The sequence below is a fragment of the Paraburkholderia fungorum genome, assembly GCF_003610895.1.
Classification (GTDB): domain Bacteria; phylum Pseudomonadota; class Gammaproteobacteria; order Burkholderiales; family Burkholderiaceae; genus Paraburkholderia; species Paraburkholderia fungorum_B.
Genome location: NZ_MCAS01000016.1, coordinates 1 through 23,496, shown reverse-complemented (window position 1 = coordinate 23,496; position 23,496 = coordinate 1). Strand labels below are relative to the sequence as shown.

19 protein-coding genes and 1 rRNA gene are annotated in these 23,496 nt (G+C 62.3%); 6 read left to right on the top strand and 14 right to left on the bottom strand.

From position 1 onward, the window contains the following. Window positions 1–12: 12 nt before the first annotated feature. From BCY88_RS17165 to BCY88_RS17140, 6 genes are all read right to left on the bottom strand, one after another. Complete coding sequence (locus tag BCY88_RS17165) at window positions 13–1,161, bottom strand: DUF1501 domain-containing protein (RefSeq protein ID WP_120345415.1); 1,149 nt, start codon at window positions 1,159–1,161, stop codon at window positions 13–15. Window positions 1,162–1,166: 5 nt separating this feature from the next. Beyond that, on the bottom strand, window positions 1,167–2,693 hold the full coding sequence (locus tag BCY88_RS17160) for a DUF1800 domain-containing protein (protein WP_120345414.1): 1,527 nt from the start codon (window positions 2,691–2,693) through the stop codon (window positions 1,167–1,169). Window positions 2,694–2,767: 74 nt separating this feature from the next. Beyond that, complete coding sequence (locus tag BCY88_RS17155; protein ID WP_120345413.1) at window positions 2,768–3,358, bottom strand: periplasmic heavy metal sensor; 591 nt, start codon at window positions 3,356–3,358, stop codon at window positions 2,768–2,770. Then, a complete protein-coding gene (locus BCY88_RS17150) occupies window positions 3,355–3,774 on the bottom strand; it encodes a hypothetical protein (RefSeq protein WP_120345412.1) in 420 nt (139 codons plus the stop codon). Before BCY88_RS17150 ends, BCY88_RS17155 begins: the two co-directional genes overlap by 4 nt. Beyond that, window positions 3,771–4,346: an RNA polymerase sigma factor gene (locus tag BCY88_RS17145; RefSeq protein ID WP_120345411.1), complete on the bottom strand. Its 576-nt coding sequence runs from the start codon at window positions 4,344–4,346 to the stop codon at window positions 3,771–3,773. Before BCY88_RS17145 ends, BCY88_RS17150 begins: the two co-directional genes overlap by 4 nt. Window positions 4,347–4,606: 260 nt before the next feature. Further along, window positions 4,607–4,927: a YXWGXW repeat-containing protein gene (locus BCY88_RS17140; protein ID WP_120345511.1), complete on the bottom strand. Its 321-nt coding sequence runs from the start codon at window positions 4,925–4,927 to the stop codon at window positions 4,607–4,609. A gap of 377 nt (window positions 4,928–5,304) precedes the next feature. Here BCY88_RS17140 and BCY88_RS17135 point away from each other — a divergent pair, with 377 nt between their 5' ends. The 3 genes from BCY88_RS17135 (at window position 5,305) to BCY88_RS17125 (ending at window position 9,565) form a co-directional block, all read left to right on the top strand. Beyond that, complete coding sequence (locus tag BCY88_RS17135; protein WP_120345410.1) at window positions 5,305–7,107, top strand: phospholipase C; 1,803 nt, start codon at window positions 5,305–5,307, stop codon at window positions 7,105–7,107. A 209-nt stretch (window positions 7,108–7,316) separates the two neighbouring features. Further along, a complete protein-coding gene (locus BCY88_RS17130) occupies window positions 7,317–8,765 on the top strand; it encodes a cytochrome-c peroxidase (protein ID WP_120345409.1) in 1,449 nt (482 codons plus the stop codon). Window positions 8,766–8,872: 107 nt separating this feature from the next. Then, window positions 8,873–9,565, top strand: coding sequence for an HAD family hydrolase (locus tag BCY88_RS17125; RefSeq protein ID WP_120345408.1), 693 nt, complete (start codon window positions 8,873–8,875; stop codon window positions 9,563–9,565). A 29-nt stretch (window positions 9,566–9,594) separates the two neighbouring features. Here BCY88_RS17125 and BCY88_RS17120 read toward each other — a convergent pair whose 3' ends face one another. The 7 genes from BCY88_RS17120 to BCY88_RS17090 all read right to left on the bottom strand — a co-directional run bounded on the left by BCY88_RS17120 (window position 9,595) and on the right by BCY88_RS17090 (window position 18,000). Then, window positions 9,595–10,164, bottom strand: coding sequence for a peroxiredoxin (locus BCY88_RS17120; RefSeq protein ID WP_120345407.1), 570 nt, complete (start codon window positions 10,162–10,164; stop codon window positions 9,595–9,597). A 282-nt stretch (window positions 10,165–10,446) separates the two neighbouring features. After that, a complete protein-coding gene (gene cysS, locus BCY88_RS17115) occupies window positions 10,447–11,841 on the bottom strand; it encodes a cysteine--tRNA ligase (protein WP_120345406.1) in 1,395 nt (464 codons plus the stop codon). Window positions 11,842–12,185: 344 nt separating this feature from the next. Then, window positions 12,186–12,527: a cytochrome o ubiquinol oxidase subunit IV gene (gene cyoD, locus BCY88_RS17110; RefSeq protein WP_120345405.1), complete on the bottom strand. Its 342-nt coding sequence runs from the start codon at window positions 12,525–12,527 to the stop codon at window positions 12,186–12,188. Then, window positions 12,528–13,145, bottom strand: a complete 618-nt coding sequence (cyoC, locus tag BCY88_RS17105) for a cytochrome o ubiquinol oxidase subunit III (RefSeq protein ID WP_120345404.1) — start codon at window positions 13,143–13,145, stop codon at window positions 12,528–12,530. Then, window positions 13,145–15,169 (bottom strand): cytochrome o ubiquinol oxidase subunit I, encoded by a 2,025-nt coding sequence (gene cyoB / locus BCY88_RS17100; RefSeq protein ID WP_120345403.1) that lies wholly within the window; start codon window positions 15,167–15,169, stop codon window positions 13,145–13,147. The genes cyoC and cyoB overlap by 1 nt, the downstream gene beginning before the upstream one ends. A gap of 3 nt (window positions 15,170–15,172) precedes the next feature. Beyond that, window positions 15,173–16,072: a ubiquinol oxidase subunit II gene (gene cyoA / locus BCY88_RS17095; protein WP_120345510.1), complete on the bottom strand. Its 900-nt coding sequence runs from the start codon at window positions 16,070–16,072 to the stop codon at window positions 15,173–15,175. Window positions 16,073–16,446: 374 nt separating this feature from the next. Then, window positions 16,447–18,000, bottom strand: coding sequence for an NADH-quinone oxidoreductase subunit M (locus tag BCY88_RS17090; protein WP_120345402.1), 1,554 nt, complete (start codon window positions 17,998–18,000; stop codon window positions 16,447–16,449). Between the two features lie 688 nt (window positions 18,001–18,688). On the opposite strand from BCY88_RS17090, the gene BCY88_RS17085 reads away from it, so the two are divergent. From BCY88_RS17085 to BCY88_RS17075, 3 genes are all read left to right on the top strand, one after another. Continuing rightward, complete coding sequence (locus tag BCY88_RS17085; protein ID WP_259461428.1) at window positions 18,689–19,438, top strand: ABC transporter ATP-binding protein; 750 nt, start codon at window positions 18,689–18,691, stop codon at window positions 19,436–19,438. Continuing rightward, window positions 19,428–21,998, top strand: a complete 2,571-nt coding sequence (locus tag BCY88_RS17080) for an FtsX-like permease family protein (protein WP_120345401.1) — start codon at window positions 19,428–19,430, stop codon at window positions 21,996–21,998. Before BCY88_RS17085 ends, BCY88_RS17080 begins: the two co-directional genes overlap by 11 nt. Before the next feature lie 209 nt (window positions 21,999–22,207). Next, window positions 22,208–23,284, top strand: coding sequence for a lipocalin-like domain-containing protein (locus BCY88_RS17075; RefSeq protein ID WP_120345400.1), 1,077 nt, complete (start codon window positions 22,208–22,210; stop codon window positions 23,282–23,284). An 82-nt stretch (window positions 23,285–23,366) separates the two neighbouring features. Here BCY88_RS17075 and rrf read toward each other — a convergent pair. Beyond that, a 5S ribosomal RNA gene (rrf, locus tag BCY88_RS17070) occupies window positions 23,367–23,479 on the bottom strand. Window positions 23,480–23,496 lie beyond the last annotated feature (17 nt).

Here is a 23,496-nt window from a genome sequence, read left to right as displayed (position 1 = left end):
GTAATTTTGAAGTTATGCACGCACGAGTCCCGTTGTTGGCCGGATTCCCGCGATCTGGCCAAACAGTGCGCCAGCCGTGCGCTGCGGATCGAGTCCGAGACTTTCGCTCGCCACACCGGCGATCAACGCGTCCAATGACATGGTCGGCTTGAGATCGCGCGCTTCGTAAAGGTCGCCCGGTTTCAGGCCGGGCCAGTCGGCAAGCACGCGTCCGCCCGCTACCGATCCGCCCAGCACCATCGCCACCGAGCCCGTGCCATGATCCGTGCCGCCGGTGCCATTGGCAGCGGCGGTTCTGCCGAACTCGGTTGCCACCACCACGGTGGTCTTGCTCCACAACGGACCCATGCCGTCGCGCAACGCTGCGAGCATCGTGTCGAGCGCCTTCAACTGATTGGCAAGACGCGCGTTCTGCGCCGTATGCGTGTCCCAGCCACCGGTTTCGATCATCGCGATACGCGGACCGTCGTCGCGTGACAGAAAACCCGCGGCAAGCTTGCCGAGGCTCGCCGGGTCCTGGCGCGCACCGGCGTCGCCCGCGAGCCCGCGCGCGGTCATGGCCGATTCCCAGAGCGGGCGCAATTGTGCATCCTGGTCGTACAGTTGCGAGACCCGCATCAGCAGATCGTCGGGCGCCGCCGGCAAGCCCGAAGGCGCGTACGACGTGACCGCCGCCTTGCCGCGCAGCGCCATCGGCACGGTCGGCGCGAAGGCGATCGCATTCTCGCGCGTGGCGGGCATCGATGCGACGAGCCGGTTCAGCCAGCCGTCCTTCATCTGATACGGCGAGGTACCGCCCGTCTCCAGCACGTTCTGCCCGTCGAAGTGCGAGCGGTCGCGATACGGCGACGCCACCGCGTGGACAAACAGCGCCTGATGATTCGCATACATCGCCGCGGTCTGCGCGAGCGCGGGATGCAGCGCGAAGGTGCCGTCGAGCCTCGTCGCGTTGGTGGTATCGATCGCGAGCGCACCGCGCAGCGTCGAGTAGGCGGGTTCGGCGTACGGCACGACGATGCTCAGGCCGTCGGCCGCGCCGCGCTGGATCACGAACACGAAACGGCGATCGGTTGCGACGCTTGCGAAAGCGATCTGCGGCGAGACGAGAATCGCGCCCGCGCCTGCAGCGGCAATGCTCAGAAACTTGCGGCGTGAAAACATGGCATTCATCTCCGTTGAAAATCCGGTGAGACCAGCAGCAGCGCGATTGCCGTCGACGCGCTATCGGCACGCGACACCGCCGTGGCAGTCGGCGCGCTGAGCGAGCCGGCCAGCAAGGTCTGGCCAAGCGCGCGCGCATCGAGCCGGTCGCCGACACGCGCCGCGAAGCGCTGCGCGACATCGACCCGGCGTATGAGCGCATCGGGCGCGGCCCAGCTCGCGGCAATGTCGTCATAGCCGGCGGGTGAACCCGGGCGCCATACCGGCTGACCGAGTTGCGTGAGGATAGGCGCGGTCTGCAGGTTGCCGAGGTCCTGCCAGCCGAGCCCGCGCATCGAAGAAATGGTCCATTCCCACGGGGTCTTGAACTTCACCGCGACCGGCGACCACGCCTGCGGCATGTCGATCAGCGTGCGGTACACGGTCGGCAGATCGCCGCCGCTGCGCTCGAACGCGTTCGCGAGGCGCTCGCTCACCTCGGGCGGCGGATTGTCCGCGACGAAGTGGCGAGCAAGCTTGCCGCCAATGTGTTGCGCCGTCGCGGGCGAGCTCGCGAGGTCGTGCAGGATCGCCAGCGCCTGCTCTTCTCCCGGCTGGTCGTAGCGGCGGCCCATGATGGTTCGCGAGCCCGGCTCGTGCAGCGCCACGCGGAACACGAAGGTGCCTGGCGCCGCGTTCGGTTGCCTTGCGAGGCGGCCTGGATTGCCGCCATTGCCTGGATTGCCGGCGAGACTCCAGCCGGTCAGCGCGCGGGCGAATTCGGTGACGTCGTCCTGGGTATAGCCGCTGCGCACGCCGAGCGTATGCAGCTCCATGATTTCGCGCGCCAGATTTTCATTCAGCCCGCGTTTGACGTTGGGATTGCGCTCCACGGCGCGCATGGCCGCCATGCTGTCCGGTCCGACCGAGCGAGTCTGGTCGAGAAACAACTGCATGGCCGGATGACGCTCGACCGCGACCAGCATGTCTTCGAAACGGCCAAGCACGTGCGGACGAATTGCTTCCGCTTCGAACGAGCCGGCCAGTGCCGCGACACCGGGTTTTTCCGTGGATACCGCGAAGTGGTTCGCCCAGAAATGAACCAGCCTCTCGACGAAAGGCGTCTGCGTGGTCAGCGCGCTTGCGACACGCGCGTTCACCGAGGCGCGGTACATTGCGCCGATTTCGCCGCGCAGTGCTTTTCGTTCGGCTTGCTTAGCAGTTTGCGCGGTGGTTTCCGTTCCAGCCTGTCCGGTGGCTGGTGCGTTGGCCTGTGCCGTAGTCTGCGCATTTGTCTGACCAGCACCCGCGCCCACGTTCTGCGGATTCTGCCGGATCAGCTGATTGAGCTCTGCGCGTTGCTGCACCAGTTCGGTGGACAGCGTTACCGAGTCAGGCTGGCTCGCCCACGCGGCGGGCCGCGCTTGATACTGTTCGAGCTGCGCGAGCAGCCACGCCTTCGGGTCGGCAGGCGGCGTGTCGTCGACACGCGCGCCGAGACCGAAGCGATTCAAAGCGATCGCCGCGGCATTCATGTTCGGTGAGGGAGTCATGCTGTCCTCTTCGGCGTTGGATATTTCTTTAAACGGGCGCGACGACGAAATCCGTCGCGCCCGCCCAGAAATTCTTATCCACCCGAAGCGGCACCCGAAGCGTCACTCGTGGTCGGCCTGGACATGGTCGACTCAGACGCGGCCGGCATGGACGCGGCCGGTTGCGGCGGTTTTTTCGCATTGGCGGCCGGTTGCGGTTCACGCCACTGGCCGCGCAGCTTCAGACTGTCGGCGAACTCGACGCGCTCCTCGGGCGACAGCGTGGCCGCAAAATCCGCCACACTGCCTTCCACTTGCGCGCGCAAACTGCTGTCGGCTTCACGCGTGCGGGCCAGCGCGGCATCCAGCGCCGCGCGATCGAACTGGGGCGCGGCGAGCAGGCGCAACACTTCGTGGCGCCCTTCGCGGCCATCACGCGCAAACTCGCGGCCCTCGCGGCGCGCCTTCTTCAAGCCGTCGAGAAACGCCTTCTGACGTTCGGCCGACAGCGTTTCGGCAGCGAAACGCAACGCCGTGCGCTGCTGCGCCTGGGCTTGTGCCTGCGCCGGCGTCAATGCGCCATGCGCCGCGAACCATTGATAAGCACCACCGACAATCGCACCCACCAGGAACACGTTGAGCACCAGCGAAGCCACCAGCACGATTTTCCATGACCGGCCGTTCATTCGCCGCTCCAATCGGCAGATGAACCACCGAAACTCGAAGTTAAATAAGAAGACTCGTGCACGGGCGGAGCCGTCCACGTCAACACGAAGAACGACACCGCAAACGCGCCGGCCACGCCGCCCAGCAGGCCGACGCCCGCCACCGCCGCGCCCGACCACCATAACCGCCGGCGCGGCACACTGGGCCGCCGTACCGGCGCGCTGCCGATGACGCGCTGCTGCAACGCCGCGCCCGGCGGATCGACCTTGTCGGCTGCCAGCCACGCATCGATGCCGGCCGCGTCCGCCAGCGCCGCATCGGCCTCGGCACGATGCGCCGCAGCCCAGGCCTGTCCTGCTGCGCGTTCCTGTTGCGGCCAGCGGCGCGGATCGGCACCGTAGGCTTCGACGATCTGATGGAATCTTTCGGGCGTCATGACTTGTCCTTGCTAAGGCCGCTGCCGGCCAGTTGGGCGCGCAGATTGCGGCGCGCACGTGCCAGCAGACTTTCCAACGCATCGACCGTGAAGCCCATCAGGGCGGCAGCGTCGATGTTCGACATTTCCTGGTAGTAATTGAGCACCAGCGCCTCGCGCTGCCGTGCCGGCAATGCGGCGAGCGCCTCGCGAACGCGCTCGTCCTGGGCGCGGGCTTCGAGGGCGGCGTCGGGCAATGCGGCGGGGTCGACTGCGTCGGGCAAATCGTCGTCAGGGACTTCGCGGCGGCCGCGCAACCGGTCATAGCAAAGATTGAGCGCCACGCGGTGCACCCACGTGTCGACCTTCGCCTCGCCTTCCCGCCAACGCGGGGCCTGTTTCCAGATCCGCACGAAGACCTCCTGTGCCACGTCTTCCGCTTCCATGCGATCGCCCAGCATGCGCGTGGCGAGCGCGAGCAGACGCGGCAACTTACGCGCGACGAGCGAGCGGACGGCAGCCGGATCTTGCCGGGCAACCCCCGCCAGCAGTTCGGCATCGGGATCGCGTTCGCTCAAGGCATGCGGCTCCACCGCGCGCGCGAGATGCGGAGCGCGGATCGACGGGTTGTGCGCGCACCGCTTCGAACGGTGCGCACCGGACTGATTGCAGTGTGCATTGCGATCAATATACGACGACCGCCGGTCGATAGTAGGCCGGCCGCGCCGGATAGACGACACAGCCGGCGAGCGTGGCCGCCAGCAAAATGATCACAAGCGTTTTCATGACAACCTGTCCGGTTGAGTTACAAAGCGCGCCATAGCGCAAAGCGGTACGTCACGGTGCCCGACGTTCAGGCCCAATGCCCTTCGACCCAGCGCCAGTTCGGGCCGCGCTGCACCCAATGCCCCGGCACCCAGCGATAGCCGACACGAACCGGCCGCCAGTGGCCCGGTATCCACACATAACGGCCGTGGTCCCAGCGCCACCGGCCCTGATCCCAGACGTAGCCGGCACGCGGCGCCGGCATCACTTCAACGCGCGGCGGCGGCGGTGCCATTGGCGCGACGATCACCGCCTGCGCGAAAGCGGGCACGGCCGTCAGCGCCGCGGCGCACGTGATCGCCGCAGCGAGCACGGAAGTCAGAAGGCGGACCGGTTTGGTCGATGTCATGCTGGTTTCTCCCATCAGTGCCGAAGCCACAAGCGGCTGCGTTTCTTCTTGAACGCAACAGCCGGAGAAATCCGTCGTTTTGATTTGCACTGAAAGAAACGCCATGACGCCTGCGAGTCGTGACCGGCAGCGCCGCCTTCACTTTGCGGCTTATAGAAAGTAGAACGACAGAAAAAGTTATTCAAATGAATGGCAACTGATAGGCAACGTAATGTTCGCGCCCTCAAATCTTAATCAGCGGATGTTTCAATGCGCGCTGTTTGTAGCGGTAAGACGTCTCAGCTGTACTTCTAACTTTCTAACAATATCCCCAGCGAACATCCACACGTGCATCACTGGAAACGCTGAACGGCGAAGTCGAATCTGGAGCCAGTCACATGTTCCGTAGAACCCTCTTACCCATCCCGTTTGCCGCGATGCTTGCGCTCGCTGCATGCGGCAACAACAATGTGAGCTCGCCGGCAGCGGCGTCCGCTCCGTCTACCGCATCGACGCCGGCAGCAACGGTGTCGGCGCAGGATGCCGTTGCGACGGCTACGCCGATCAAACACGTCGTGGTGATTTTCGGCGAGAACGTCTCGTTCGACCACTACTTCGCAACCTATCCGCAAGCCAGCAACCCGGTCGGCGAGCCGCAATTCACGGCAGCCGCGGGCACGCCGACGGTCAACAACCTCGCCAGCAACAACCTGATCACCGCGAATCCGAACGCGCTGTCGACCTCGCCGAACACGGCTGGCCGCACAGTCGGCGCGGTGAACGTTGCGGGCCTCGGCCTGCCGGCCGCCGACCTGCTGCCGTTCCGTCTCGATCGTTCGCAAGCCAATACGTCGAGCCAGAACCACGCGTATGCCGCGGAACAGCTCGCGTATAACAACGGTGCGATGGACTCGTTCCCGCTGTTCACGGCATCCGGTTCGACGATTGCCGGCAGCACCGGCGCGTTCGCCACGAAGGGCCAGGTGCTCGGCTACTTCGACGGCAACACGGTCACGGCAATGTGGAACTACGCACAGAACTTCGCGATGAACCAGAACGCGTACACGGACACGTACGGTCCGTCGACGCCTGGCGCAATCGAAGTGGTGTCGGGCCAGAACAACGGTGTTGTGGTGACGGGCGGAACCTCGGCCAACGCGATTCCGGATTCGGCCGGCGGCTTCACGCTGGTCGGCGACCTTGACCCGACGGGCGACGCCTGCACGATCGCGGCGGGCAGCACGGTCACGGCTGCGATGTCCTCGAACAACAAGAACATCGGCGACCTGCTGAACGCGAAGGGTCTCACGTGGGGCGGCTTCATGGGCGGCTTCAATCTGACGACCACCAACGCCAACGGCACGACCGGTTGCGCACGCTCGACCTTCTCGCAAGTGCTGAACGCGACCAAGACCGACTACGTGCAGCATCACAACTGGTTCCAGTACTACCCGACCACGGCCAACCTCGCGCATACGCGTCCGTCGTCGACGGCTGTGATCGGCTCGACCGATCCGCTCGACAACACGGCAACGCCGGTGCACCACCAGTACGACACCAACGACTTCTTCGCGGCAGTGTCGGCGGGCAACTTCCCGTCGGTGAGCTTCCTGAAGGCGCCGGCGATCAGCGACGGTCACCCGGGCAACTCGGACCCGATCGACGAGCAGGCTTTCGTCACGAAGGTGATCAACTTCCTGCAGCAACAGCCTGACTGGAAGAACACCGCCGTGATCATCGCCTACGACGATTCGGACGGTTGGTACGATCACCGCTTCATGGCGCCGAAGAACTCGTCGTTCGATTCGACCACCGCGCAATCCGCGGGCGGCGTGACGGTGGCGGGCACGGACAACCTGAGCGGCACGGGTCAGTGCACGGCAACGGGCGCGACTCAACCGCAGGGCGTGAGTGGCGGCGCGGTGAACGGCCGTTGCGGCCCGGGTACGCGTACGCCGTTTATCGTGGTGTCGCCGTGGGCGAAGGTCAACTTCGTCGACGATACGCCGATCACGCAGGCCTCCGTGGTCAAGTTCATCGAAGACAACTGGCTCGGCGGTCAACGCCTTGGCAATGGTTCGTTCGATGCAACGGCCGGCAGCATCATGAACATGTTCAACTTCTCGGGCTCCGGCAACAATCCGACGGTGTATCTGGATCAGAACCTGGGTATCAAGCTGTCGGCACCGCCGGCAAGCTGAGCGGCACGCGTGAATCGCCCCTCCGGTGCGCTTCCGGCTAGTTTGCTGTCACGTCATGCACGCGTGCTGTTCGTGCATGACGGCATGAAGCGCGGTGCCGGCAGGGTATGAAACACATCAAGCTGTAGTTGGGCGTCGAGCCAGTGCAAACGTGCTGGCTCGATTTTGCTTTTTGATCGCACCTGATCGAATTACCTGTCACCACCGCCATGAATCATCCTTCAGACGCCGTCCTGCCCTCGCACCTGCCCGCCGGCGGTGAGCCGGGTCCCGTCATTACCCGCCGCTCGTGGCTCAAGCTGCTCGCGTGGAGCGCTGCCGGCATCGTGTTTGCGCTCGTCGTGGTTTGCGCGTACGCGCTCGTCTATCCTGAACGGATGCCGCCCGCTGTCGGCGCGATCGTTGAAGAGATTACCGGCGCGAATCCTCATCCGGTTCAATTGATGCGTCCGCAAGACGCTCCGCTGAGCGCGGTTGCGCTGCTCGGCAAACAGATTTTCTTCGACGCGTCGCTGTCGGCCTCGGGTACGCAATCGTGTGCGTCCTGCCATTCGCCGCAGCATTCGTACGCACCGGACAACGCGTTCCCGGTTCAACTCGGCGGCGCGCACATGAATCAGGCCGGCTACCGGCCGCCGCCGTCGCTGGCGTATCTGTACCGCCAGGCGCCGTTCAGCATCGGACCGGACCAGGGCGACACCGACGTGCCGGTGGATATGACGCAACTGGCCTCACAAGCGGCCGGCGTGCAGCGCGCGCAGAAGACGGCGCTTGCCGCCCCTGCCGCTCCGGCGATGGTGCCGCAAGGCGGATTGTTCTGGGACGGCCGCGCCGATACGCTGCAAATCCAGGCGCTTGGTCCGCTGATGAATCCGGTGGAGATGGCTAATGCGACAGAAGAAGATGTCGCGCACAAGCTGCTGCAAACCAAGTATCTGGATCAGTTCAAACAGATCTTCGGACCGGGCATCGTCAACAATCCGAGCCTGCTGATCTCGGAGGCCATGTTCGCGGTGGGACGGTATCAGACTGAGGATCAGTCGTTCCATGCCTTTACCAGCAAGTACGATTACTGGCTCGAAGGTAAAGCACGTCTGACGCATGCCGAGTTGCACGGCTTGCAGTTGTTCAACGACAAGGACAAGGCTAACTGCGCCGGTTGCCACTTGAGTCAGCCCAGCAAGGATGGCCTGCCGCCGGTGTTTACCGACACGCAGTACGAGGCGCTTGGCGTGCCGCGCAATCCGGCCATTCCGGTCAACAAGGATCCGAAGTTCTTCGATATGGGCGTGTGCGGGCCGTTCCGCGATGACATGAAGAAGGAGACGCAGTACTGCGGGATGTTCCTCACGCCGACCCTGCGCAATGTTGCCGAGCGCAAGGTGTTCTTCCATAACGGCGTTTATCACGACCTCAAACAGGTCATGGACTTCTACAACCTGCGCAATACGGCGCCCGAGAAAATCTATCCGCGGGACGCTTCGGGCAAGGTACAGAAGTACAACGATCTGCCGCCGCAGTATCACGCCAATGTCGACGTCGCCGATGCGCCGTTCGATCGCAAATTCGGCGATCAGCCGGCCATGACGGATCAGGATATTCAGGACATCATCGCATTTATGAAAACCCTGAGTGACGGGTATAAGGCCGGTTCCTGATCTTTCACGGGGAACCGTCGCATAGCTGCTGTGCGGAGTTGTGCAAGGTCGCGCGAGCCGGTGAGGTATCCTTGCTGGTTCCGCGACCACTTTCCGTATCCTGCCCGATGGCTGATTTCCCTTTCGACGCCGTACTTTTCGACTGCGACGGCGTACTCGTCGACTCCGAACCCATCACCAACCGCGTACTCACCGAGATGCTCGGCGAGCTGGGCTGGCAATTGAGCGTCGAAGAGGCAATGCAGATTTTTGTCGGCAAGGCCGTCAGGGATGAAGCCGCCCTCATTGAGGCGCGTACCGGTTTCGCGATCACCGCGGATTGGCTCATGCAGTTTCGCGCGCGCCGCAATGAGGCGCTCGATCGTGAACTGGTGGCGATCGACGGCGCGGCTTCGGCCGTGCGCGCGCTTTACGCGACACTCGGCGGGCGCATTGCCGTTGCCTCAGGCGCCGATCGCGTCAAGGTCGAGCTGCAACTGGCGAAGGCCGGCATTCTCGACTGCTTCAAAGGACACATCGCGAGCGGTCACGAAACGCCGCGCAACAAGCCCTATCCCGATGTCTATCTCGCCGCGGCCGCAGGCTTGGGCGTAGAACCGCAACGTTGCGCTGTGGTGGACGATACCGTCACGGGTGTGACGGCAGGCGTAGCCGCAGGCGCCACGGTGTTCGGCTATTGTCCGGTGGAACTGAGCCACAGCAGCGCGACTGCCCTGCATGGCGCGGGCGCGGCTCACGTCTTCCGGGACATGGCCGAATTGCCGACCCTGCTCGCCGGATGGCGCGGCGCGCAGGGTTGAGGGCTCGCTTTTCATCCACCGCCAGGCGTTCAATCCGGCCGATGCGCCCTCAGCCACGCGAGCACGTCGGCCGCATTCCGATCCGGCGGAAACACCGGATAGAAGACCTTTTCGACGACACCGTGACTGACGATCATCGTCAGGCGCTTAAGCAACTTCATGCCGGCCGTTTCGAAGGTCGGCAAGGAGAGTGCCTCAGTGAAGCGCAAATTCAGATCGGACAGTAGCGGAAACGACAGGTGCAGGCGATCCACGGCCTCGCGCTGACGGGCCGGGTGCTGGGTAGAGAGTCCGAACAGATAAGCGGCCCCTGCCTCTCTGAGTTCGTCTGCATGATCGCGGAAAGCACAGGATTGCGGCGTGCATCCCGGGGCGCCCGGAATCGCGAGCCAGCCCTCGAGCAGCGGCTCGTCCGGCTGTTTCTTCCAGGGATAGGCGTAGATAACCGTTCGCCCCGCGAGGCTGCCCAGATGCACGGCTTCGCCACTCGTCGAAGTCAACGCGAAATCCGGCAAGCGGGTCCCCTCCAGATGACTGGCCGCGCCATCGTCGATGGGTACCGGTAGCGCCGACCAGTCGATCACAATCGTGTCCGTCATGTGCTGCTCCTTGAGTGAGCCGGCGCACGGAAGAGGCGTTACCAACAAAAAAGCCCCAACCGTTACCGGCGGGGGCTAAGTGACTTGCGTTGCTGCGAAATCCTAACGCGACCACACCCCCGATGACGAAGCCGAGTGGCCTCGTGCATGACGGTGGATCGCAATCGCGATGGACGTGACGTTTCGCATGACGATGAAGTGTGCCCGTGCGTTGGAGGACTGTCAATGAACGGGCGCGGCCCATCCTGATCGCGTTATTGTGTGTTGTTGCATGTTTGAGTGTTATTGCACCTTATCCAGCGACCCGATCCGCCGCAGCACTTGCCCACCCGGGTTGTCTTCGACATGCCAGCCCTCGGCGTTCAAACGCTCACGCAGACGGTCGGCTTCGTTCCAGTCTCTTGCCGCGCGGGCCCTTTCACGCTCGTTGGCAAGCAGCGCGATAGCGGCGGGAATCGCGGACACGTCCTCCTTCCAGTCGGCGAGCCGAAGTCCGAGTATCGCGTCGAAGCGATCGACCGTTGCTCGCCGCGTCGCCGCCGGAAGATCGCTTCTCACCACGTCCCACAACACAGCGAGCGCACGCGGCAGATTCAGATCCTGATCGACCTCGAGCTTGAAACGATCGACACAGTTCGTGTCGGGCGTGCCGCCTTCGGGCCATTGCACATAGACTCTGCGCAAACGGTCCAACGCGGATTGCGCGGCGTCCAGTGCCGCCATGTTGAAACGCAGGCTGCTGCGGTAATGCGCGCTCAGGCACAAGTAGCGATACGCAAGCGGATCGATGCCGCGCCCGGTCAAAGTCTGCAAGCGCACGAAGTCGCCGCCCGACTTCGACATCTTGCCGGCGTCCAGCATGAGGAAGTGTCCGTGCATCCAGAAGTTCGCCAGACGGGTCCCATGGCATGCCTGAGTCTGGGCGATTTCATTGCTGTGATGCACGGCAATGTGATCTTCTCCGCCGCAATGAATGTCGAACCACGGGCTCAGGTATTTCGCCGACATGGCCGAGCATTCGATGTGCCAACCGGGAAAGCCCCGGCCCCACGGACTATCCCACTCCATTTGCCGCACGGTGTCCGGCGGGCTGAATTTCCAGAGTGCGAAATCGGTTGCGTGCCGCTTTTCGCCTGGCGCAACGCGTTTGCCGGGCTGCAGACCCGCCGCATCGAGACGTGCGAGAAAACCGTAATCGTCCTGCCTGCTCGTGTCGAAGTAGACGCCGTCGGCTGTACGGTAGGTATAGCCTTTGCGCTCGATCGCGGCGATGAAGGCGATTTGTTCGGCGATGTGATCGGTCGCCCGGCACCACACAGAGGGCTCCAGCAGGTTCAGCGCGCGCCAGTCGTTCATCAAGGCCGCTGTATAGCGCTCTGCGATTGCCCATGCCGATTCGCCGGTGCGCCGGCTGCCCTTCTCCATTTTGTCCTCGCCTTCGTCGGCATCGGAGACCAGATGACCCACGTCGGTGATATTGACAACGTGCTGCACCGCGTAGCCGTTCAACTCCAGTGCGCGTCGCAGCACGTCTTCGAACACGTAGGTTCGAAGGTTACCGATATGCGCGTGGTCATACACGGTAGGGCCGCAGCAATACAGGCCCACGCGGTCTGCCTGAATCGGCGAGAAAGCGCGTAAGGTGCGCGACCATGTGTCGTACAGCACGAGCGGCATGTGAACTCCAGTAGCGGTAAACGCGGAAAAGCGCGTAAAAAAGCGGAACAGAAGGACCAAAACAAAAAAGCCACCGGTCTTGTGACGGGTGGCCTCAGGGATACGGACAGTACAGATCGACTCGCTAGACGCGAATTCCCCTTGGCAGGCTGCGACAGCATGCGTGCAAAGAATGCGAACGGGAATGGATAGAAGCGATCATGGAAACGATGCTAACGCGTGTTTCGACGCGGGTCAATCTCGAATGGCTGGGAGGTGTCGGCATAGCGAGTCTTTGGCGGACATGAAAAACCCCGCAAGACTTTCGCCTTGCGGGGTTTTTCTCAAGCAGCGGCGTTATCCGCCTAGCGGGACATCATGTGCATGCTGACGTTATGCATGATCCACAACGAACCGATGATCAGAATAACGGCCGTGAGCACCGTGAAGCCGAACGCCATGACGTTCCAGCGTTGTGCCGACGACGCATTCATGTGCAGGAAGAAAATCAGATGCACGACGATCTGCACGAACGCGAGGCCCGCGATGGCGAGCAAGGCGTTCTCGCCTGTCAATGTGCCGGTCAGCACGAGGCCGAACGCTGCTACGGTCAACACGACGGAGAGAATGAAACCCACCGTATAGCTGCCGAAGCTGCCGTGACTTTCACCCGAGTGCGCCAGGTGTGCGGTTTCGCTATGGTCCATTTAGATCACGCTCGCAAGATAGACAAAGGTGAAGACGCCGATCCACACGACGTCCAGAAAGTGCCAGAAAAGGCTCAGGCACGTCAGACGGATCATGTCGCGCTCGGTCAGATCGCGATGACGCATCACCTGGACGGCGAGCACCGCCATCCAGATCAGGCCACACGTCACGTGCAAACCGTGCGTGCCGACCAGCGTAAAGAACGACGACAGGAACGCGCTGCGGCTCGGCCCCGCGCCCTGTGCGATCAGGTGCGAGAACTCGCGCATTTCCAGCACGAGAAACGCAAGACCGAGCAGGAACGTCACGCCGAGCCAGAAGAGCAGCACACCCTTCCGGTTCTTATGCGCGCCCAGCATCGCGAAGCCGTACGTGATACTGCTCAGCAGCAGCATGGACGTTTCGAGCGCGACGCCCGGGATCTCGAACAGATCCTTGCCGGTCGGCCCACCCGCGAACTGGTGCTGCATCACCGCGAACACCGCAAACAGCGACGCGAAGATGATGCAGTCTGTCATCAGGTACAGCCAGAAGCCGAATACCGAATGCGACGGCGGGTGATCGGCATGATGCGCATCGTGATGATGCGAGCCCGCCGTAAGTGTGTTGTTTGACATCAATCCACCTCCAACGCGACCTGCGCATCAGCGCGGGAGCGTTTTTCTTCAATCGCGACCTGCGCGCCGGCGCCGGAGCGTTCTCGTTCAATCGCCGCTACCGTGGCGGCCGGAATGTAAAAGCCTTCGTTCTTCTGGAAGCTGTAAATGATCACCGTACCGATCGAACCGACCAGACCGACAATCGCGAGCCACCAGATGTGCCACACAGCGGCAAAACCCAGCACCAGCGAGAACATCGCCACAACCAGACCCGCGGACGTGTTCGACGGCATGTGAATGTCGCGATACACCGGCTTCGGCGGATTCTTGCGCAGCTTCATTTCAGCGAATGCGTCCAGTTCACGCACGTCCGGAATGATCGCGAAGTTGTACGACGCCGGCGGCGAGCTCGTGGCCCATTCCAGCGTGTGACCGTCCCACGGATCGCCCGTGACGTCGCGGTTTTTCGGCAGATTGCGGTCGCGGATGCTGACGACCAGTTGCACCACCTGGCAAGCGATCCCGATGGCGATCAGCACAGCACCGACCCACGCGAAAATCAGCCACGGGTGCCAATCCGGATTGTCATAGTGATTCAGACGACGCGTCATGCCCATGAAGCCCAGCACGTACAGCGGCGTAAACGCAACCCAGAAACCGATCTGCCAGAACCAGAACGACGCCTTGCCCCACGTCTCATTCAGCTTGAAGCCGAACGCCTTCGGGAACCAGTAGTTGAAACCGGCCAGGTAGCCGAACAGCACACCACCAATAATCACGTTGTGGAAGTGAGCGATCAGGAACAGGCTGTTGTGCAGCACGAAGTCCGCGCCTGGAATCGCCATCATCACGCCGGTCATACCGCCGATCGTGAAGGTGACCATGAAGCCGAGGGTCCACAGGATCGGCGTCGTGAACTGCAGACGGCCCTTGTAGATCGTGAACAGCCAGTTGAACACTTTCACGCCGGTCGGAATCGCAATGACCATTGTCGCGATACCGAAGAACGCGTTGACGTCAGCGCCCGAACCCATCGTGAAGAAGTGGTGCAGCCACACGAGGAACGACAGCACCATGATCGCGCAGGTTGCCCACACCATCGTCTTGTAGCCGAACAGCGGCTTCTTGGCGAACGTCGCCACGACTTCCGAGAAGATACCGAACGCCGGCAGGATCAGGATGTACACCTCAGGGTGACCCCATGCCCAGATCAGGTTCAGGTACAGCATGGCGTTACCGCCGCCGTCGTTCGTGAAGAAGTGCATACCGAGGTAGCGGTCCAGACCGAGCAGCGCGAGCGTGACGGTCAGGATCGGGAAGGCGGCCATGATCAGCACGTTCGTGCACAGCGCGGTCCACGTGAACACGGGCATCTTCATGAACGTCATGCCCGGCGCGCGCATCTTGACGATGGTCACGAAGAAGTTCACACCAGTCAGCAACGTGCCGATACCGGAGAGCTGCAGACTCCACAGGTAATAGTCGACCCCGACACCTGGACTGAACTGCAATTCGGACAGTGGCGGATAAGCCAGCCAGCCCGTTTGCGCGAATTCACCGATCACCAGCGAGATGTTGATCAGGATCGCGCTGATCGCGGTCATCCAGAAGCTCAACGAGTTGAGGAACGGGAACGCAACGTCGCGGGCGCCGATCTGCAACGGCACGATGATGTTCATCAGGCCGACCATGAACGCCATCGCCATGAAGAAAATCATGATGACGCCGTGCGCGGTAAAGATCTGGTCGTAGTGATGCGGCGGCAGGAAGCCTGGCGCGTTATACGACAGCGCCAGCTGGGTACGCATCATGATCGCGTCCGCAAAGCCGCGGAACAGCATGATGAGCGCAACCACGATGTACATCACGCCCAGCTTCTTGTGGTCGACCGATGTGAGCCATTCGGTCCACAGGTAGCGCCATTTGCCAAAATAGGTGATCAGACCCAGAACGAGCGCCCCGCCGAGGGCGATCCCGGCAGCCGTCACCATGATGATCGGCTCGTGGTACGGAATCGAGTCGAGTGAGAGTTTTCCGAACATGCGTTACCCCTTACCCTTTGGCGCACAGTTAGCGTCGTTCATGTTGTCGAGGACGTTACCGTTGTTGTATCGGGCAATGATGTTGTGAAAGAGCTTCGGATCGACCGAGGAGAAGTACCGCACGGGCTCCTTCTCGGTAGGCGCCGACACCGCGTGGTAGCGGTCCATGTCGAGGCGGTCGGATGAGGCGCGTACCTTGGCGACCCATGCGTTGAACTCTTCAGGCGACGTGGCGAGCGCGCGGAACTTCATGTCCGAGAACCCCCGGCCGCTGAAATTCGCCGCGGTGCCGGCGTAGTTGCCGGCTTCGTCGGCGATCAGGTGCAGACGCGTTTGCATACCCGCCATCGCGTAGATCTGGCCGCCCAGCTGCGGAATGAAGAAGGAGTTCATCACCGTGTCGGACGTGATGACGAAGTTCACCGGCGTGCCGACCGGGAACGCCAGCTGGTTCACCGATGCAATGCCGAGGTCGGGATAGATGAAGAGCCACTTCCAGTCGAGCGCGACGACTTCGACGTTGATCGGCTTCACCTGCGATTCGAGCGGCTTGTACGGATCGAGCTCGTGCGTGCTCTTCCACGTCAGCACGGCGAGAAACAGAATGATCAGCGTCGGAATCGTCCAGATGGCGATTTCGATACCGGTGGAATGCACCCAACCCGGACGATATTCTGCATTCCTGTTCGAAGCGCGATAGCGCCACGCGAACAGAAGCGTGAGCGCAATGACCGGCACCACCACAATCAGCATGGCCCAGGTCGACGTGGCAATCAGCTCACGTTCGGCCAGACCCACACTCCCCTTCGGATTCAGAACATCGAGCTTGCTGCAACCCGAGAGCAACACCATGAGGCCGATGGAAAGGAAACTTGACGACCTTCGCAAAGTCTTTCCTTTCATATCCATTTCCCTTCTTTTACGACTTCAACGAACGTCATTCGACCGCTCTCCTTTTTATAAGCGATCGCATAATAGGGGCTCGTCAGCGGGATATAAACACTCGATTTTGCAATGATCTATTGCGTCGCAACACCGCGCGACATGTTGTCGCAGGTTCGTGCGCATGTGAAGGTCGGCCGTGCGCTGTCGCAAGGTGCCGGCGGAGTCGCCAGATCACGAAAATCCCTTCGTACAAGCGATAAAACGCAGCATGACCATTCAGATCATGCTGCGTCGGATACGCTAAAAGGGACGTGAGTCGGCGCGGCAAAGCGCTTCAGGCAAAGACAGCGCCCGCGTCGCGAATGCTGCACCCGCGCAATGCCTCCTACCAGTCAGCCAGGCGTGCGTGCCGCCACGGTTGCCGGCGCCGCCGCCTGCAGATGTTCGCCACCGTCAACCGGTACGGAATCCGAAGGATGTGCGCTCCGCTCCGATTGAGCCAGCAGCGTACCGACCGACGGGTCGATCGCGTCGGTGAACGGCTTCGGATTGATACCGATGGCCAGCACCAGCAAAGCCATCGCGCCGAGCAACACGAACTCGCGTTTGCCGAGGTCCTGCAGCTTCGCGACACGTGCGTTGGCAATCGCGCCGAAAATCACGCGCTTGTACATCCACAGCGTGTAGGCCGCGCTCAGCACCAACGTGGTGGCCGCGATTGCGCCGATCCAGAAATTGAAGCGGATCGCGCCCATCAAGACCATGAACTCGCCGACAAAACCCGAGGTGCCCGGCAGGCCGATATTGGCCATCGAGAACAGCATCACGAACGCAGCGAAGCGCGGCATGGTGTTGGCAACGCCGCCGTATTCCGCGATCGAAGCGGTCTTCGTGCGGTCGTAAAGCATGCCCGTGCACAGCAGCATCGCGCCCGACACCACGCCGTACGACAACATCTGCACGATTGCACCCGCCTGGCCGATGCGGTTGAAGACGAACAGGCCGAGCGTCACAAGACCCATGTGCGCGATCGTCGAATAGGCCAGCAGGCGGCGCATGTCGGTCTGCACGAGCGCCAGCAGGCTCGAATAGATCACCGCGACCAGCGACAGCGTGATCATCATCGGCGCGAAGAAATGGCTGGCCTGCGGCGCGATCGGCAGCGCGAAACGCAGCAGACCGTAACCGCCGAGCTTGAGCATGCCGATCATCACGGCGGCACCGGTCGGGCCGTCGAGGTGGACGTCCGGCAGCCACGTATGCAACGGCCACATCGGTACCTTGACACCGAACGCGGCGAGAAAGCCGAGGAAAACCAGGACCTGTGCCCAGGTGCTCAGATGCGTTTCGCGCCACAGCGCGAGATCGAAGCTGTGCGTCTGGCTGTACAGGTAGAGCATCGACATCAGCATCATCAGCGAGCCGAGGAACGAGACGAAGAAGAACTTCACCGCGGCATACGAGCGGTTCGAATTGCCCCAGGTCCCGATCAGCAGATACAGCGGAATCAGCGTCGCTTCGAACGAGATGAAGAACAGCATGCCGTCCATCGACGTGAACACGCCCTGCATGAAACCCGACAGCATCAGGAAGGAGCCGAAGTACTGCGCGGTACGCTCGGTGATCGATTCCCATGAAGCGACCACGATGATGATCGTGGTCAGCGCGGTCAGCGCGACGAGCCACAGCGAAATCCCATCCACGCCCACATGCCACGCAATATCGAAGGTGGGCGACCAGCGGACGTTCTCGACGAACTGCATCGACGTCACGTCGTTGCGGAAATTCGACACGAGAGGAATCACCGGTAGAAAACCCGCAACCGCGCCGATCAGCGCGAGCCACCGCGTGCGACTACGTGCCGCGTCGGATCCGGCACGCAAAACCACCAGGCCGGCGACAATAGGGATCCAGATGAGTAGGCTAAGAAGCGGAGGCAATGGCATGTGTTCTGTTGAAAACTTGAAATACAAAACGCCGCATCAACGCCTTCCAAAACGAAAGCATTGAAATGGATCTGTAGGTTGGATTTCGCTGAAATTGACGTCGAGGCGGTGCTGCCCGCCTCGCGTTTACCCGCAGTCGAATGACCAAGGGTGGGAGATTACCAAGATAAGAATACTTTTGCAGCGCAACAATGCTGCAACGCCTTTGGCAATGCATTGTTGCCACGCCTACCCTTGCGAAATGCAAAAAAATGTGCAAACGCACAAAGTCATTTGAACAGGAAATATCCCATGCTTTTTGCATGGAGAAGAATGCAGTTGGCAGAAGGTTAGCCGCTCTTGCATGAGCGCTTTCATCCGGTGCCTGCACTGGAATAATTCATGCGGGCGCGCGGGGCGCCATCGAGGTCGATTTCGGACCGCCGGCGAAAATTTAGCGCATCCGCGAACAGAAAATTTTTTTGATCCGGCACTCTAAAGAAGCGTCTGCACGCGCTCGAAAAACCCGGTGCGGTCCGCCCGGCCGCCTGCTTTCAAACCGGTATCGGGCGATGGGGGCACAGGACTGCGAGCCTTACAGAACCCGAATATACTTCGGCGGTTCAGAGGCCGACATTCGTGCGCAGCACGGTAGTTTCTTCGCACGACAGGACCGCCATCTTCGCTGGCCAGACTTATTGGATACCGCATGGAGCTTCGTGATGAAGGTGTCGTTCCCGCGCTCGAATGCCGCGAGCTCGGCAAGGCCTATGGCGCCGGCCGCATTGTGCTGGCGCACCTCGATTTCAAGCTCGCGCCAGGTGAGTTCGTCGCGATCATGGGGGATTCAGGCGTTGGTAAATCGACGCTGCTCAATCTCATCGCAGGGCTGGACCGCGCGGATAGCGGTGACGTGATCATCGACGGCAGTACGGTCTCGCGGCTGGACGACAACGCCGCAACGCGTTTGCGTCGGCAAAAACTGGGGTTCGTGTTCCAGGCGTTTCACGTACTGCCTCATCTGACGCTTGCACAGAACGTCGCTCTGCCGCTGCTGCTGAACGATCTGCCCACCGCCGGTGCGCTCGATATGCTCGAGGCCGTCGGCCTCGCCGGCCGTGGCGATGATTTTCCACGGCAACTGTCGGGTGGCGAATTGCAGCGCGTCGCCATTGCAAGGGCGCTCGTGCATCGCCCGAAACTGATTCTCGCCGACGAACCCACCGGCAACCTCGACCCCGATACCGCGCACGACGTGCTCAGCCTGTTCCGCACACAAAGCAAGGCCACCGGTGCGGCCACCATCATGGTCACGCACTCGGAGGCAGCTGCGGCCGTCGCGGATCGCATCCTGATTCTGAGCAATGGCGGTTTGCACTCGTCACCTGGGCGCCACGCCGTTTCTGACTTGCCGCCCGCGTCCCGCTCCATTGCGCGTTCAGCCGGCAATGCACGCTGATTCACGCCCGCTTCAGCGGCTTCGAGGCCACCGCGTGCTCGCGCGCTGGCTATTGGGCGCCGAGTGGCGCAGTCACCGCGGACGCGCCCTGGTTGCCATTGCAACGATCGCGCTCGGTGTCGCGCTTGGCTATGCCGTCCAGTTGATCAACAGCGCCGCCTTCAATGAGTTCTCGGCGGCGGCACGCAGCCTCTCGGGAGAGGCCGATCTGCAGATACGCGGAGCGCAACCCTTATTCGACGAGTCCATCTACCCGCGCCTGTCGGCCGAGCCGGGCGTCGCTCTGGCGAGTCCGGTACTCGCTCTCGATGTCACCGTGCCGGATCGGAACGCCGCGCTACCCGTGCTCGGTATCGACGTCTTCAAGGCCAGCCGCATCGCGCCCGACCTGATCGGCGTACCGGCGCCGGAACGGCCGTTCGATACGCTCGCCGCGGATACGGTGTTTCTTTCGACAGCGGCGCAGCAATGGCTAAAGGTGAAAGTTGGCGATGACGTCGCGCTCCGAAACGGCACGTCGACCGTGCATTTGCGCGTGGCCGGCGGTCTCGTGAGAACCCGGCCGGGGCAGCGGCTCGCAGTAATGGATATTGCCGCTGTGCAGTGGAAGTTCGGCAAGGTCGGCAAGCTGTCACGCATCGACGTGCAACTCGAACGCGGCGTCGATCGGGAACGCTTCAAGCGTGATCTGCAGGCGCGACTCGGCAGCGGCTGGGTGATCGCCGAAACACGCGATGCCGAAAGCCGCACTGATCGTCTGTCGCGCGCCTATCGGATCAACATGAACGTGCTCGCGCTGGTGGCGCTTTTCACGGGCGCGTTCCTCGTGTTTTCGACCCAGGCGCTGGGTGTCGTGCGGCGCCGTGCACAGTTCGCGATGCTGCGTGTGCTTGGACTGACGCGTGGCCAGTTGCTGCGCCAGATCCTGATGGAAGGTGCACTGCTGGGCCTGCTCGGTTCACTGTCCGGACTCGCGCTCGGCTATGCGCTCGCGAGCGGTGCGTTGCGCTTTTTCGGCAGCGATCTGGGCGGCGGCTACTTTCCCGGCGTGCAACCGCATGTCGGCTTCGAACCGCTGGCAACCGCGCTATTCCTGATGCTTGGCGTCGCCGTGTCGATACTAGGCAGTCTTGCGCCCGCATTGGAGGCGGCGCGTGCGCGCCCGGCGGCAGCGCTGAAGGCTGGCGCCGAAGAAGGCGCATTGGCGCGACTGGCTACGCCGTGGCCCGCTTTGAGCTGTTTGCTGATTGCCGCCGTTCTCACGCAAGCGCCGCCTTTGTTCGACACACCAATCGGCGGTTATCTGGCCGTCGCACTGTTGCTGATCGGTGGAATTGCGCTGATGCCGCGCGTGACCGCCTTGATCTTTGGTGCGGCGAACCGTGCTCTCGGCACACGGCGGCACGCCGGCGCCGCGAGTACTTTGGCATTGGCGCGTCTCGCGAATGCGCCCGGTCACGCATCGATCGCAATGGGCGGCGTGCTGTCGAGCTTCGCGCTGATCGTCGCAATGGCGATCATGGTGGCCAGCTTCCGCGTTTCCGTCGAAGACTGGCTGGGCCACCTGCTTTCGGCCGATCTATACGTTCGCGTTGCGCCGAACGGCGACACCGGTGGCTTGCGCCCGGACGAGCAGACGCTGCTTGCGAGTGTGCCCGGCATTAAGACCGCTGCGTTTGCGCGCTTCTCCCATCTCACGCTCGACCCGGCACGGCCTGATGTCGCCGTGCTTGCGCGTGAAATCGACGCCGCCGATCCTGGCGCGAATCTGCAAATGACCGGAGCGGTACTGCCGCCCTCCCAGCTTCATGACGGAGAAACACCTGTTTGGGTATCCGAAGCAATGGTGGATCTGTATGGATATGAGCCTGGCCAGCGCGTGCAACTGCCGCTCGGCGAGCGTGGTCACGTGTTCGTCGTGGCCGGCATCTGGCGTGATTACGCGCGTCAGACCGGCGCGATCCAGATACGGCTTTCGGATTACCGGCGCCTGACCGGCGACACGGGTGCGACTGATGTGGCTGTCACCGTTCAACCGGGAACGAGCGTCGAGCGCGTGATGAGCGGCCTGCGTGCGCTGCCCTTCGGCTCATCACTGGAACTATCGCAACCGGGTGAAATTCGCGCGCATACGCTGGTTATTTTCGATCGAAGCTTTGCCGTCACCTATCTGCTGGAGGGCGTCGCGATCGTCATTGGCCTGTTCGGTGTCGCGGCGACGTTTTCCGCACAGACGCTTGCGCGGGCCCGCGAGTTCGGCATGCTGCGGCATGTCGGCGTGACCCGCTCGCAGGTTCTCGCGATTCTCGCACTCGAAGGCGGAATGCTCACCGCTTGCGGCATCGCGATGGGTTTTGTCCTCGGATTCGCGATCAGCCTGATCCTGGTGTTCGTCGTCAATCCGCAGTCGTTTCATTGGAGCATGTCGCTGCATGTTCCATGGACCGTGCTCGGCACGGTCGCGTTGGTGATGCTGGCCTCCTCGTGTTCGACTGCGGTGATTGCGGGACGAGGCGCGGTGTCGGTGGATGCGGTGCGCGCGGTGAAGGAGGATTGGTGATGAGATGGCCGCGTGAGGTGACGCAGGAGCCGGCGAGAGAGAGCGTGGAGCGAAACGATCAGAAAAAGCGCGCTGGTCGAGCCGCCCGCTGTTGCCTCAAGAGTCGCTTCTGGCTAGCGACCGCCTTGTCGCGTACCTCGCCGGCTGTTTTACCCGGCGTTGCGAGTGAGTGGCGGCTCAACACCAAAGCTTGCGCGGCATTGCTTTGCATGGGTTCTCTGGTCATCGCGCCGGCGTTCGCCGCAGCGCCGGCGTTCACTGCGGTCACGCCGGATCATCCGATCGTCCTTCCGCAAGATACCGGTGCACATCCGGCTTTTCGCACCGAGTGGTGGTATGCAACGGGCTGGCTGACGACACCGGACAATCAACCGCTTGGTTTCCAGATCACCTTCTTTCGCTCGGCAACCGGCCATGACCCAGAGGACCCGAGTGCGTTCGCTCCGTCGCAATTGATCATTGCTCATGCCGCGTTGAGCGATCCCGCGCTCGGTCATCTTGCTCACGATCAGCGCATTGGCCGCCAGGGCTTCGGGCTGGCGTATGCGAAACCGGGCAATACCGAGGTCAAACTGGACGCATGGAAAATCACCCGTGCCGTTGACGGCCACTACGACGTCACAGCAGACGCTAATGGATTCGCACTGCACCTCGCGCTGACGCCCACACAGGCGCCGCTGATCCAGGGCGAACGCGGCTACTCCCGCAAAGGTCCGCGCCCCGAGCAGGCGAGCTATTACTACAGCGAGCCGCAATTGCGCGTGACCGGCACCGTCGTTCGACCGGCTGTGGCGGGCAGAAAATCGTCGGGAGAAACGGCCGTTACCGGCGCCGCATGGCTCGATCACGAATGGTCGAGCACGCTGCTCGATAGCGACGCGGTCGGATGGGATTGGCTCGGCGCCAATCTGACGGATGGTTCAGCCTTGATGGCTTTCAAGGTCCGCAGTCGCGATGGACATGCGATATGGGCACATGCAGCACTTAGAAATCGCGACGGTCAGGTGACGGCGTTCAACCACGATCAGGTCGATTTCACTCCGGTTCGTACGTGGCGCTCGCCGCGCACGAACACGTCGTATCCTGTCTCGATGACGGTCAAAACCGGTGCGCTTACGTGGCACCTCGATCCCCTGATGGACGATCAGGAACTTGATTCGCGGCAGTCGACCGGCGCGGTGTACTGGGAAGGTGCGGTACGGGTGAGTCGCGATGGCGCGGACGTCGGGAATGCCTACCTGGAGCTGACGGGTTACGCGAACGCGCTGCGGATCGGGAAGGAGTGAGCGGTGTTCCTGACGGAGATTCCGCCGCCGTAAACGCAGAAACCCCACCTTTTCGGGGTGGGGTTTCTGGTGCTGCTAGGGAGCCTGACGATTACCTACTTTCACACGGGAATCCGCACTATCATCGGCGTGGAGTCGTTTCACGGTCCTGTTCGGGATGGGAAGGGGTGGGACCGACTCGCTATGGTCATCAGGCATGACTTGTTGTCGTG

What these genes read in the sequence shown, in the direction of transcription:
- BCY88_RS17140 (WP_120345511.1), bottom strand. Translation starts at nt 4,927, where the DNA reads ATGACATCGACCAAACCGGTCCGCCTTCTGACTTCCGTGCTCGCTGCG.
- BCY88_RS17080 (WP_120345401.1), top strand. Translation starts at nt 19,428, where the DNA reads ATGCACGCTGATTCACGCCCGCTTCAGCGGCTTCGAGGCCACCGCGTG.
- BCY88_RS17135 (WP_120345410.1), top strand. Translation starts at nt 5,305, where the DNA reads ATGTTCCGTAGAACCCTCTTACCCATCCCGTTTGCCGCGATGCTTGCG.
- BCY88_RS17165 (WP_120345415.1), bottom strand. Translation starts at nt 1,161, where the DNA reads ATGTTTTCACGCCGCAAGTTTCTGAGCATTGCCGCTGCAGGCGCGGGC.
- BCY88_RS17160 (WP_120345414.1), bottom strand. Translation starts at nt 2,693, where the DNA reads ATGACTCCCTCACCGAACATGAATGCCGCGGCGATCGCTTTGAATCGC.
- BCY88_RS17125 (WP_120345408.1), top strand. Translation starts at nt 8,873, where the DNA reads ATGGCTGATTTCCCTTTCGACGCCGTACTTTTCGACTGCGACGGCGTA.
- BCY88_RS17090 (WP_120345402.1), bottom strand. Translation starts at nt 18,000, where the DNA reads ATGCCATTGCCTCCGCTTCTTAGCCTACTCATCTGGATCCCTATTGTC.
- BCY88_RS17155 (WP_120345413.1), bottom strand. Translation starts at nt 3,358, where the DNA reads ATGAACGGCCGGTCATGGAAAATCGTGCTGGTGGCTTCGCTGGTGCTC.
- cyoD (WP_120345405.1), bottom strand. Translation starts at nt 12,527, where the DNA reads ATGGACCATAGCGAAACCGCACACCTGGCGCACTCGGGTGAAAGTCAC.
- cyoC (WP_120345404.1), bottom strand. Translation starts at nt 13,145, where the DNA reads ATGTCAAACAACACACTTACGGCGGGCTCGCATCATCACGATGCGCAT.
- cyoB (WP_120345403.1), bottom strand. Translation starts at nt 15,169, where the DNA reads ATGTTCGGAAAACTCTCACTCGACTCGATTCCGTACCACGAGCCGATC.
- BCY88_RS17130 (WP_120345409.1), top strand. Translation starts at nt 7,317, where the DNA reads ATGAATCATCCTTCAGACGCCGTCCTGCCCTCGCACCTGCCCGCCGGC.
- cysS (WP_120345406.1), bottom strand. Translation starts at nt 11,841, where the DNA reads ATGCCGCTCGTGCTGTACGACACATGGTCGCGCACCTTACGCGCTTTC.
- BCY88_RS17120 (WP_120345407.1), bottom strand. Translation starts at nt 10,164, where the DNA reads ATGACGGACACGATTGTGATCGACTGGTCGGCGCTACCGGTACCCATC.
- cyoA (WP_120345510.1), bottom strand. Translation starts at nt 16,072, where the DNA reads ATGAAAGGAAAGACTTTGCGAAGGTCGTCAAGTTTCCTTTCCATCGGC.
- BCY88_RS17085 (WP_259461428.1), top strand. Translation starts at nt 18,689, where the DNA reads ATGGAGCTTCGTGATGAAGGTGTCGTTCCCGCGCTCGAATGCCGCGAG.
- BCY88_RS17075 (WP_120345400.1), top strand. Translation starts at nt 22,208, where the DNA reads ATGGGTTCTCTGGTCATCGCGCCGGCGTTCGCCGCAGCGCCGGCGTTC.
- BCY88_RS17150 (WP_120345412.1), bottom strand. Translation starts at nt 3,774, where the DNA reads ATGACGCCCGAAAGATTCCATCAGATCGTCGAAGCCTACGGTGCCGAT.